Source organism: Synechococcus sp. R55.2 (assembly GCF_047462075.1).
Taxonomy (GTDB): Bacteria; Cyanobacteriota; Cyanobacteriia; order Thermostichales; family Thermostichaceae; genus Thermostichus.
On the sequence record NZ_JANSIH010000037.1, the window covers coordinates 1 to 11,217 of the forward strand.

Here is an 11,217-nt window from a genome sequence, read left to right on the forward strand (position 1 = left end):
TACTCAAAGCTTTGCGGGATACCGCCATTCTGTTTGGAAACAAACAGAATGCTATTGCTGCATAGTTGAACAGTGATGTTCAGCAGTGTTCAGCGTAAATGTATCAGATCCGCGATCTCTCAAGCTCCTCCAAAAATAGGCCAAGTCGATCAAGTCGATCCCAGCAGTTGAGGCCGGATCTTATGGACTCCGTCCCGCTGTCGCCGGCAACCACCTGATCTAGAGTGGGAAAGCATGGGCAGTGGGTGTGAGAGCATGGCTCCTTTGCAACGACGACGCCGGCGGTTTTGGATCTGGAGCATGGTAGTCATCCTGTCCGGGTTTATGGGATCCCTGCTGGCGGGATCAGCGCAGAACCTGGGAGCACAAGCGCAGCAGGGCCTGACTCAAGCCCAACTGGAGCAGGCTCAATATGTGCGCAGTTGTGGTGGTTGCCATGTGGCGTTGCCCGCCCAAGTGTTGCCCACCGAAACCTGGCGACGGCTGCTGCAGGATCCCAACCACTATGGCCAGCAGATCCAGCCCCTGAGCGGTGTGGCTTTACAACTGGCCTGGGGCTATTTGCGGCCCAACTCCCGGCCCCTGCGACAAGGGGAACAGGTGCCCTATCGCTTGGCAGATTCCCGCTATTTCCGCGCTTTGCATCTGCAAGTGGAGTTTCCCACTCCTGTGCGGGTGAGCGCCTGTGTGGATTGTCACCCCAGGGCCAATGGGGGGGATTTTGCCAGCCTCTCTGCAGAATGGCAATCTTGAGGAGCGCAACTGAGGCAATGCAGGTGGATCTGGCCACCATTCTGGCAGGCTATGCCCAAGGCTACTTTCTGATGGCCGACGAAGAGACGGGATCCCTGACCTGGTACGGCACCGACCGGCACGCGGTGATCCCCCTCGATGAGCGATTTCACTGCCCCCGTTCGTTGCGGCCCTTGGTGCGCAGCGGTCGCTTTCAGGTGCGGCTGAACTGCGCTTTTGAGCAGGTGGTAGAGGGCTGTGCCGCTCGTCCCCAAACCTGGATTAGCCCCGAGCTGAAGCAGATTTACGCAGCTCTGCACCGGTCTGGCTTTGCCCACAGCTTTGAAACCTGGCAGGGAGAGACCTTGGCAGGCGGGATCCTGGGTATTGCCCTTGGAGCGGCGTTTATCGGCGAGTCGATGTTCTACCGCATCCCCAACGGCTCGAAGGTGGCCTTGGTGAAGTTGGTGGAGCACTTACGGGAGCGGGGCTTTCGCCTATTCGACGCTCAGTTGATGAACCCGCACCTGGCCCGTTTTGGTGCCTTTCTCATGGAGGGACAAGAATACCTAAAGCTGCTGCAGCAATGCCTGGGGATCCCTTGTCGGTTCGATTAGACCTGTGATGCTCAAAGCGACAGGCTTCCCAATAGCTGCTGTTAGATCATTGCAGCGGCTCTTGGTGGGAAACTTGGTGGAAAATGAGGGAGGACTCCACTCTGCTGCTGTGAGCGAATACATCCCGTGGTGGGCCAGCACATGGGATCCGCTCTGTTCCCGTCAGTGGCAGATGAGACTGGCTCGCAAACACCGTTCGTTGCCGTCTGTGCTCTTCTGCGCTCAGAACGAAGAACTATTATGCTCAGACCAAAGAACCATTAGATTAGATGGGCATTGTTATAAGGTGAGAGGAGTTCTCTACTGCTGTTGAGATTGTCATGAGCCAAAAGCTTCTGTTCGTCTGTCTGGGCAACATCTGTCGTTCTCCCACCGCTGAAGGCATCACCAATCACCTTTTGCGCAGCAGCGGCCATAAGGAAGCAATTATCTGCGACTCAGCAGGTACGGCAGCCTATCACATCGGCAGCCCCCCAGATAGGCGCATGCAACAAGCAGCCCGATGCTATGGCCTAGAGCTACAAGGCAAGGCCCGCCAGATTCGACCTGCCGACCTGCGCGAGTTTGACCTGATCCTGGCTATGGATCGACAAAATTACCGCGACATTCTCAGCTTGGATCCCCAGGGAAAATATGCCGAGAAAGTGCGCCTGATGTGCAGCTATTGCCGCTCTCATTCTGACGAAGAAGTTCCGGATCCCTACTACGGGGGTGAGGCCGGATTCCATTATGTAATCGAGCTGCTCTGGGATGCCTGTAGCGGCTTGCTGGAATCCCTGGTTCCCGGGATCCAATGCCCACCGTTGCCCCCCCGTGCTTGAGAGATTATTCGTCAGATCTGTATTCTTGATGAAACTTGACAGAATTCTTGATGAAACTTGACAGATAAGTCTGGACAACGGGATCCCTTTTGGCTAACTTTGTGGGCGGGATCAGAGTAGCTCCTGAACAGCTTTGGAAAGTTGGTTTTCTTGCGGTTTGGCCTTATAGCTGTATAGATTCGAGGGTTGTCTCTGACACCAAAGAGACGCTGGAGACAAGTGAGTTGACATTCGCAAATATCAAAAAAATATGTGGGAGGGTCACGATGGATGAGCTTTTACCAGGGCTGATTGCCGTTGCCCTTTACGCCTTCTTTAGCTACACCTTAATGGTGATTGGAGAGAAGCTAAACGTGCCGAATGCTTGGTTAGCTTGGATCCCGATTGCTAACATCTGGGTGATGTGTCGAGCTGCTGGTAAACCCGGCTGGTGGGTGATCCTCTTCTTCATTCCCCTAGTCAACTTGATCTTCGGTATCTGGGTGATCTTTGCCATTCCACCCCGCCTGAATAAATCCCGCTGGCTGGGTCTGCTGGTTTTCCTGCCTGTTTTGGGAGCTTTGCTCTACTCAGGCATTCTGGCCTTCACTTGAATTAGCCAGCCTTGCCTTGATACAAACTAAACAATCGAAAAAGTCTACCACTTGAGCAAGTTAAAGCTCTCCATATCGATAGTGGCGCGGTTGCGGTAGATCCCCAGCACGATGGCCAAGCCCACTGCGGCCTCGGCAGCCGCCACAGTGATGACAAACACCGAGAACACCTGGCCGCGAATCATCGCTGAATCGACAAAGTTGGAGAAAGCCATGAAGTTCAGGTTCACCGCATTGAGCATCAGCTCAATCGACATCAGGACGCGAATCGCATTGCGGCTCACAATCAATCCGTAAATACCAATGCAGAAAAGAATCGCTGCCACCACCAAGAAAAACTGCAGTTGCAACATCGCGATGAGCTCCATGTAGATACACAATGACAGGGGCCTCGGGAAAGCTCTAGGTTTTATGGCCGAGAGCAGTCAGCTTTAGCGGGTGCTCACCAGCTCTGCCGGTCGTTCTGACTCTGATTCCAGCTGGGGTCGGGCCCGCTCCAGCAAGCTCAGATCCCCTTCTCCGGCTTGGGGAAGAACAAACTCCCGCCGCGCCAAGACAATGGCCCCAATCAACGCCATCAGCAGCAAAACAGAAGCCAGCTCAAAAGGCAGAAGATAATCGCTGAAGAAGTGGCCGCCGATCACCAACACACTGCTCAAAGGTTGGATCGGCTGCAGCGGCCAAGGGGTGTTCAAAGCCATCGCGGCTAGAAGGGCAAACAGACCCAAACAGACCACCGCCGTCACTCCGTTGCGCAGCCAGCCCAGCTTCAGAGGAGCAAAGGTGTAGCGCCGATTCACCAACATGATGGCAAACAGGATCAACACATTAACCGCGCCGACGTAGATCAGAACTTGGGCTGCGGCCACAAAATCGGCATTCAAGAGGAGATACAACCCGGCCATGCTCAGGAAAACGCCCCCGAGCAGAAAACCGGAATAGACAATGCTGGGGGCCCAAACCACGCCTAGCGCGAAGCCAATGGCCATCGCCGATAGCACCACAAACGTAACCAGTTGTACGCCTTCTCCGAGGGTCATGAGAGATCCGTCCTTAGCCAGTTTCTATTGCTGCTCCCTTACCACTGTACTGTCCTGGCGGATTTAAGAGAAGCCCGACTCCTTTTTCAGATCGATAGAGAAATCTCTAGAGTTGGGTCTCACCAACTGCCGCCCGCTCCGCCACCTATGCTGCTACCGCCACCGAAGTCTGAATCTCTGCTGCTATCGTTTGTGTGCCAATCGCTTGTGTCGCGATCGCTTGTGTGCCAATCCCTTGTGTCGCGATCGCTTGTGTGGCTGAGCTTGGGGATGACCACCTCTCGCTCAGTGCGGTAGGAGCACAAAGGGCAGCTAAAGATTTCCCGCTTCAAACCGCTCTGGGAATAGGTAGCCTCCACAAGGATCTCCGTGGAGAGATCCAAAGTGAGAGCTCGACACCTAGGGCAGTAATGGTCGCGGTAGGACGGGCTTTCGCGAACAACTACGGCAACCCCCTGGCAGGCTGGGCAAAACCAGCCGTAGTACTGCGCTCTGCCACTGCTTTTGGCTAGGCGATCCGGCTGGTAGAGGCGCTTATTAAGAACTTCGGGCTGGATTGGGCGCATGGGTCGGCCACATGCTTGACAAACCACCGGCTGAAAAGGGATCCCACGCTTCAGGCCCAAGGTGCCGTCAGTGGCCATAGCAGCCACAACCGGCAAAGCGAACCCCAGCCAAGTGCCGCTGGACAACCCCAAGAACAGGCCAAGGCAGAGGGATCCCGAATAGAGGAAGAGACGAATGGGGCCGCTCTGAACCGACGAGAGCGCAGCACCTGTTCCTTGATCTCTGGGTGTCAGAGAGAGGACTTGTCTTCCCCCTCGCTCAGCCCTTAGAGAGACGGGCATGCGAGAGCGCTGCCACCCCAGTCCCAAAATGATGATCCCCAGCAGCAGCAGGATCCCTTCCACCAGGGAAGAATCAATGCCCTGGGCCACTGCCCCAGAAGAAGTTGCAATCGTTGAGGTGGTAACTCCAGAAGCTGCCGCAGGAACATTTGCAACGGGCTGGCCCTGCAACACCGAGGTCAACTGCCGCACCCCCGCCAGAGTGCCGCCATCAAAATCCCCATTGCGAAACCGAGGCAGGATCTGCTGGTCGATAATCTGCTGGACTCGGCTGTCGGGGAGGATAGCGACCAGGCCCCTGCCCGTTTCGATTTCCACCCGCCGATCCCCTACCGAGATGAGAAACAAAACCCCGTTGTTTTGGCCTGCCTTGCCGATCCCCCAGTAGTTAAATAGCTGCGTGGTGAAGTCTTTTGGTGTTGCATATCCCTGAGTATTCGGCACGGTAACCACTGCCATCTCGGCACTGGTGCGCTGCTCAAGCTGAGTGATAAGACGGTTGAGCTCGTTTTCGGTGCTGCTGCTGAGGATGTTGGCGGTATCGGAAACCCACCCTCCATACTGACGGCGGGGGTTGGGCACTTGTTCAAGGGTAATGGCCCAAGCGGGCTGCGGCAGCAGGGATACAACTAGCAAAACTGCCGCCCAAACTTTCGGCATGGCTTACCTGGCTGAGCGCTGCCTAGGTTCTAGCACAGCTGTCTCGGCTAGACTGGCAGTCCTTTTCCCAGGGAGAGAGGGGAGTTGGGGAACGGTTGAGACAAGCCGCTTCTTGTTGCTAGTAATTGTTAACAGCAACCGGCCCTCAGTCCGGCCAAGGGAGCCAGGCTTCTTCTTGCCATTCCACTTCAAAGCACTCCCGGGCGGCCTGGAGAAAATGTTCGATCAAAGCAGGGATCCCTGGCGCCGTGGGGCAAATGTCGTAGATACCAATCACCTGCGAGCCGGGCAGATACCGTTCCCACAGCTCTAGATTGGGTTGCAATAGGAGGGATCCCTGTTGCAGGATCCCCCAAGGTTGCCACAGTTGGGCGTTGCCCATCAGCTTTTTGCCCTGCCAGCTCAAGTCAGCACGGGTACGGGAGGCAAAGCAACTGGTCTTGTTGCGGTAGCCGGGATCCCGGTGGCTTCGGCCGTGAGCAAAAGCGGGCTCATCTATGGCAATGCCCAGCTCCGCCAACCCCTGCACCCAAAAGCGGCAACAGAAGTCGTACACCCAGGCCCGCTGCAAACTGGGCAACCTGGCTTGCAAGTAAGAAAGGGGCAACACCAAGCTGTAGGTCAGCTCTGCTGCATCCTCAGCCGCCTGATGGAGCACCGCCCTTCCCCCCGTGGGTCGGCGCACAATCGGGATCCCTGGCAGGGGATCTGGCCAAACCTGGTGCCGTCCCAGCGAGAGGGTAAGCTGATCCCAGCCATAAAAGCGCAGGCAGGGGTGAGGATCCCGACGAAGCCTGTGCAAAAGCCGGAAGTCCTGCTCCATCTGCCAGGCCCCAGGGGCCACGCGGTAGGGGAGCCAGTATCCCTGGGATCCCATCCCGGCAAAGCCAGACCCTAAACTTTGGGGAACTCCGCCTGGAGGGGCTCATCATATTCATCGGCCAAGCTGGCCACAATGGTGATGGCCCGGGAAATTTCGCCCGCTGTGATCCCTTCCAAGGTGCGGTAGTGGTTCAGCACCACCTGGTTGTTCCAAATGCAAAAACGCGCCTCTAGGGTATCGCTCCAATTCTTCTCCAGGAGCTTCTGCATCAACTTGGCGGGTTCTGCCACCGGCAGAGAGAGAACAGGAGACCATACCAAAAGGGTGTCTTCTGGGGATTCGCCGCTCAAATGGACGAACACTTCTGCCGTGCCGTAGGTGAACTTCCAGGTGTGTCCCTGCTCATGGTTTTCGTAGGCCGCATCCTCTTTGAGGCTGGAAACCACCGCCGAGACAACCTCAACGCAGCGAAGGGGCTCTGGAAAAACCTCTGGCGAAGGGTTAAAGGTGCTCATGAGCGGCTCACTGTAGACCATGGTCTTCCCCCTATTCCCTATCCAACCACCTCAACTATACCGCTATACCGCCTAAGACTCCGACCTATCCGGTCATCGCTTTGGGATCCTCAACTCAGGCGAGAATGAAACCGTTGGCAATGGTTCACTAAGTGGCCGGACAGGTGAGGGCAAGCGATCCCCCCCGCCAACTGGAGAGAGAGCCTGTTCAAAAGTCTTTCGAAGAACCTGAGGGAAGCTCTATGGAATCTCCATCTCATCTCCCCCAGAAAGCCATTGGTATTCTTGGAGCCCTGCCCGAGGAAGTGGCCATGCTCACCGCAGCAATGGAAACCTGCTCCATCCATACCCATCTGGGGCGACAGTTCCACCAGGGATCCCTGGCGGGGCAACCGGTGGTGGTGGTACAAGGTGGGGTGGGCAAGGTGCGGGCGGCAACCACGGCGGCTCTGTTGGTGGCCCATTTCCCTTTGCAGGGGATCATTTTTACCGGTGTGGCCGGGGCCTTGGCCGATCACCTGCACATGGGAGATGTGGTGCTGGCCCATGCGGCGATTGAGCACGACTTTGGCACCGGACGACCCGAGGGCTTTGTCTTGGGGATCGACTTTATCCCAGAGCTGCGCCACCCACTGGCCGAGGCCGATAGCACCCTCTACGACCTGATTGTGGCCCATCCCGAGCGGATCCCTCTCCACCCCCTACAAGGCCGGGATCCCGTCATTCATCAAGGCTTGGTGGCCACCGGCGATGTGTTTGTGGCCGACGCAGACCTACGCCGACAAATCCGAGAACGCACCGGCGCTTTGGTTGTGGAGATGGAGGGGGCAGCCGTGGTGCGAGTAGCGCAAGAAGCCGGGATCCCTTGTTTGCTGGTGCGCTCGGTCAGCGATGCAGGGGACGATACGGATTTCTTGAGTTTTTTTCAAACGGCGGCGCTCAACTCGGCCGCAGTCGTCCGCACCATCCTGCAAAGTCTGCCCCCGTCCTTGCCTTAGCCCGACTGTGGGGATCCGGGGATCCCCTTTCCCAAGGAAGAGTTGGGCTGGATCGCGTTGGCGTCAGTTGTTCATCTCCCGCTCCAGCTTGGCCATCGAGATCTGGCTTTCCAGGCGGGAAATGCCTTCGCGAAGGGTTGCCACCTGTGCTTCAACTTCATCCAAAGATTTGCGAACCGCTTCTGCTGCGCTCATGTGCTGGTTGCGCCGAACCAAAGCCTCGCGGGCAAGGTCATCCTGGTTCTGTTGGCTGGCTTTCTCAGCCCTGACAAACCAATCTTCGGCCTTTTGCAAAATTTCGTCGTACCGCCGTTCCAGTTGCTTGCGACTGGCCAGGGTTGTGGTCAGGCTGCGCTGCAATTGTTTCAGATCCCGCTCCATCTGCCGGATGCTCACCCTCTGTCGGCTGGGCTTTCTCCACAGCACCTTGCTCAGACCCACCATCACCACCGCAGTAGCAATCCCCACACCCGCAGCCGCCGCCGGATTTTCACGAATCAAAGAACCATCCAAAACATTGACCCCCGCAAAGGCCGAGGTTTGCGTGGCCGTCTCCCGAAACTCCCAAGGCATCACCGGATTGCGTTGCTGCCAGAAGCCTAACCGCGCCGCTTGGGCCGCCTCTTGGGCTTCTAGGTAGCGTTGCCGATTGGCCCCGTGCAAAAAGCGCTCGTAAACCACCGCCTGACCCTGGCGCAACATCTCCAAATTCACCAAACCATCGGCGTTGTACACCTGGGCAATGTGAAGCCCTTCCGGTGTGACATAGAGGGTATCCACCTGCACCAGGGATCCCGTCGGGAGCAAGTTTTGCAGAGCCTCTTGGGATAGCCGCCCCCAGCGCCCTTGGGTCAGCTCCGGCGCATCCACATAGGCCAGACGGAAACGGGTTGGCCTGCCGTTCAAGTCCGCCCAGAAGGTATCCCCATCCACCACCGACCGCACCCGGGCCGTCCCGGAAGATTGTGCTGCCGCCGGAAGAACAAGCCAACTGCCCGAAAGGACAGCCACAGTCATCAGAAGGGAAGTTCTTGAGGTCATGGGGGTCACTCCTATTGTGCAGAACAAGAACAAAAGTTAAGAAATAATAAGATAGAGAAGTTTGGGGGAACAAACCGGAATCCCAGAGCGTCCTTGGGGATTGCCGTGAGGCTGGCTGCTGCTCTTCCCTGGCAAAGGCAACAGAGCCAGCTGCTCCCTACGTCGGAAAAGCGAACCTCTCCCACGAAAAGCTGCGGCTCTCGAAGAGTCGGCTCGTGGGGTCGGCTTAATTTGGGTTAGAGTTTAGCTCACCTTTTGGGGCAACGTCACAGCCCTAAGGCGCAATCTTTGTCCCCCGGATCAAATCACAGGCGCAAGCGATAGGGTTCTTCGTCGGGGAAGTCGGGCAGAGGAGGGGGCAGGATCTCGATCTCCCCCGTAGGCAGCGTTTGCAGCACGGTACCCAACTGGACCAGTTGTTCCAAGACAAACAGGCGGGTATCCCGGTCGGTGGTGGAGTTATACACGCTCAGCCAAACATCGAATTGGACACGGCGGCTGAGAGGACTGCGGGCAATGTTATCCCCCAACTGGCGAAATTCATCTCCAGGCAGGCCCACCTGCTCTCGCCAGGCAGCAGCTTGGTAGTAATCGGTGCGGCCCGCTTCCGCGTCCCCCAGAAACATAAAGTTAAGTAGGGCGCGATCCACATAAAGTCGCCAGGCGTCAGGGTTGTTTTGGGGGTTGAACTGCTGCAAGCCGCGATCCAAAATCTCGACGGCTTTTTCCGGCTGGCCGGCCCGATAGGCCAACACCAAACTGGAGAGCCGGTAGCCCAAGAGGAAATGGGGATCCAGCCGCAGCATGTGATCGAAGTAGTCGTAGGCCAGGCCATAGCCAGTCAGGGTGCGAGCCGGTGCATCCCCGTAGTACTGGATCAGCTCCAGCCACAGCCAGGAAGCCCCCAAGTTACGGTAGCCCAGCCAGCCCAGCGTGTTGGCCAGGGTGATGTTGCGGTTTTTGCGGGCCTCGGCATTTTCCAATTCTCCCAGATTGATCCGCTCCAGCATCGGCAATTGCAGCCGCACCACCAGGATCCCAAACAGAAACGCTCCCCCAACGGCGGCCAAGGTGCCTATGAGGGAGAAGCGAGAGCGGCGACGGGGCAGGGAAGCAGCAGTCATGGCAAGTTCTTCGCGGATCCCCAAGGCTGTCGCGAACAGGGGCTACACTCAATCATAAGTTGAACCGTTGAGCCTCTCCCTGCCCATGGCCAGCTCCGCCCTCTCGGCTTCAGAACGGGCTTTAAGCCTTTACGAGGCTTTGCCTTACCCCAATGTGCCCCTCTCGCAGACGGCCCGCAACGCCCTGCCGGAGATGTTCAAGATGAGCTATACCACGGCTCAGTACCTACGCACCCATACCATCGTCCCGCCAGAGGGCAAGGTGTTGTTGAATGCCGGCTGTGGCTCCGGCTGGGAAACGTTGATGATGGCCGAGGCCAATCCAGGGGCCCAGATTGTTGCCTGTGATCTGTCTCCGGCTTCGGTCAAGCTTACCGAGGAACGCCTGCGCCACCACGGCTTCACAGATGCCGAATTTTATGTCCTCAATCTGCTGGAGCTGGATCGCCTGGGGATCCAGTTTGATTTCATCAGCCTCAATGATGTTTTGTATTTGCTGGAGGATCCCACCGAGGGCCTGCGGGCGATGAAAAATGTCCTCAAGCCCGATGGCATCATCCGGGCCAATCTCCACAGCCGCCGCCAACGTCAGGTGTTTTTCCGCTTGCAGGAAGCCTTTCAAAAAGTGGGCCAATTTGACGTTCCACCGGCTGTAGGGGCGCAAAATGTGCGGGAGTTTATGGGATCCCTGCGAGAAGAAGTGGCCCAGGCGGTGTTCTGGAACCCGGCCAACTATGCCGAAGATGCGGCCATTATGAATAATTACCTACTCTCCAACGACAAGGGGTTCACGATCCCCGACCTGTTTCGCATGTTGCAGCAGGCGGGGTTGAGCTTTTTGAGCTTGGTGGATAGGCCCGACTGGTCGGTGGAGTCTTTGTTTAAAAAGGTACCTGAGTTTGTGCGGCAGCGGTTGGCAACCCTCAGCATCATGGAGCGGCTGCATCTGTATGAACTCCTTCGCCCTGTCCATCGCCTCATCGACTTTTGGGCGGAGCATGCCGGCTCTTCGCCGGTGCTGCCTTGGAGTGACGAAGATTGGCTGTCGGGATCCGTACAATTCAATCCCCTGTTGATGGACAACCCCCGCTTTCGCCAGGAGTACAGCAAAGCCCTGCAAGAGAAGCGGCCCTACGAAATGCAGTGGACAGGGGCCACCCACGGGCGGATCAGCATCCCTGCCGAGAAAGTGAGCTGGTTGGCGCCACTGCTTCAAGGGCCAACGCCGGTTCGAGAGCTGATTCAACAGGCCGTCCAGTTGGGATCCCCAGATGAAGAACGAACAACCGCTGAGGTGCTGACCTTCCTAACCAACCTAGAAGACTTTCTTTTTTTGATGCTGCAATAGGCAGCTGATACATTTACGCTGAACACTGCTGAACATCACTGTTCAACTATGCAGCGA

General features: G+C 57.0%; 13 protein-coding genes. 6 read left to right on the forward strand and 7 right to left on the reverse strand.

Annotated features, from left to right (window positions below):
- Positions 1–300 precede the first annotated feature (300 nt).
- The 4 genes from NW838_RS01255 to NW838_RS01270 all read left to right on the forward strand — a co-directional run bounded on the left by NW838_RS01255 (position 301) and on the right by NW838_RS01270 (position 2,763).
- Entirely contained in the window at positions 301–753 is a 453-nt protein-coding gene (locus NW838_RS01255) for a hypothetical protein (protein ID WP_414357960.1), read from the forward strand.
- Between the two features lie 17 nt (positions 754–770).
- Positions 771–1,349, forward strand: coding sequence for a leucyl/phenylalanyl-tRNA--protein transferase (aat, locus tag NW838_RS01260; protein WP_414357962.1), 579 nt, complete (start codon positions 771–773; stop codon positions 1,347–1,349).
- A gap of 320 nt (positions 1,350–1,669) precedes the next feature.
- Positions 1,670–2,170 (forward strand): low molecular weight protein-tyrosine-phosphatase, encoded by a 501-nt coding sequence (locus tag NW838_RS01265; RefSeq protein ID WP_011432541.1) that lies wholly within the window; start codon positions 1,670–1,672, stop codon positions 2,168–2,170.
- A gap of 266 nt (positions 2,171–2,436) precedes the next feature.
- Positions 2,437–2,763, forward strand: coding sequence for a DUF5684 domain-containing protein (locus NW838_RS01270; protein WP_011432901.1), 327 nt, complete (start codon positions 2,437–2,439; stop codon positions 2,761–2,763).
- Positions 2,764–2,807: 44 nt separating this feature from the next.
- On the opposite strand, the gene nuoK is transcribed toward NW838_RS01270, so the two are convergent.
- The 5 genes from nuoK to NW838_RS01295 all read right to left on the reverse strand — a co-directional run bounded on the left by nuoK (position 2,808) and on the right by NW838_RS01295 (position 6,670).
- A complete protein-coding gene (gene nuoK / locus NW838_RS01275; RefSeq protein WP_414328814.1) occupies positions 2,808–3,113 on the reverse strand; it encodes an NADH-quinone oxidoreductase subunit NuoK in 306 nt (101 codons plus the stop codon).
- Positions 3,114–3,194: 81 nt separating this feature from the next.
- Positions 3,195–3,803 (reverse strand): NADH-quinone oxidoreductase subunit J, encoded by a 609-nt coding sequence (locus NW838_RS01280; protein ID WP_414357958.1) that lies wholly within the window; start codon positions 3,801–3,803, stop codon positions 3,195–3,197.
- Positions 3,804–3,922: 119 nt separating this feature from the next.
- Positions 3,923–5,311 (reverse strand): TPM domain-containing protein, encoded by a 1,389-nt coding sequence (locus tag NW838_RS01285; protein ID WP_414427344.1) that lies wholly within the window; start codon positions 5,309–5,311, stop codon positions 3,923–3,925.
- 145 nt (positions 5,312–5,456) lie between these two features.
- Complete coding sequence (locus NW838_RS01290; RefSeq protein ID WP_414427345.1) at positions 5,457–6,188, reverse strand: lipoyl protein ligase domain-containing protein; 732 nt, start codon at positions 6,186–6,188, stop codon at positions 5,457–5,459.
- Positions 6,189–6,205: 17 nt separating this feature from the next.
- Entirely contained in the window at positions 6,206–6,670 is a 465-nt protein-coding gene (locus tag NW838_RS01295) for a YbjN domain-containing protein (RefSeq protein WP_414328810.1), read from the reverse strand.
- Positions 6,671–6,891: 221 nt separating this feature from the next.
- On the opposite strand from NW838_RS01295, the gene NW838_RS01300 reads away from it, so the two are divergent.
- On the forward strand, positions 6,892–7,647 hold the full coding sequence (locus NW838_RS01300; protein WP_414427346.1) for a 5'-methylthioadenosine/adenosylhomocysteine nucleosidase: 756 nt from the start codon (positions 6,892–6,894) through the stop codon (positions 7,645–7,647).
- A gap of 63 nt (positions 7,648–7,710) precedes the next feature.
- Here NW838_RS01300 and NW838_RS01305 read toward each other — a convergent pair whose 3' ends face one another.
- Together NW838_RS01305 and NW838_RS01310 are read right to left on the reverse strand one after the other, a co-directional pair.
- Entirely contained in the window at positions 7,711–8,688 is a 978-nt protein-coding gene (locus tag NW838_RS01305) for a PspA/IM30 family protein (RefSeq protein ID WP_011432908.1), read from the reverse strand.
- Positions 8,689–8,993: 305 nt separating this feature from the next.
- Positions 8,994–9,812, reverse strand: coding sequence for a hypothetical protein (locus NW838_RS01310; protein WP_414427347.1), 819 nt, complete (start codon positions 9,810–9,812; stop codon positions 8,994–8,996).
- Positions 9,813–9,897: 85 nt separating this feature from the next.
- Between NW838_RS01310 and NW838_RS01315 the strand changes: the two genes are divergently transcribed.
- Positions 9,898–11,160: a class I SAM-dependent methyltransferase gene (locus NW838_RS01315; protein ID WP_414357948.1), complete on the forward strand. Its 1,263-nt coding sequence runs from the start codon at positions 9,898–9,900 to the stop codon at positions 11,158–11,160.
- The last annotated feature ends 57 nt before the right edge of the window (positions 11,161–11,217 follow it).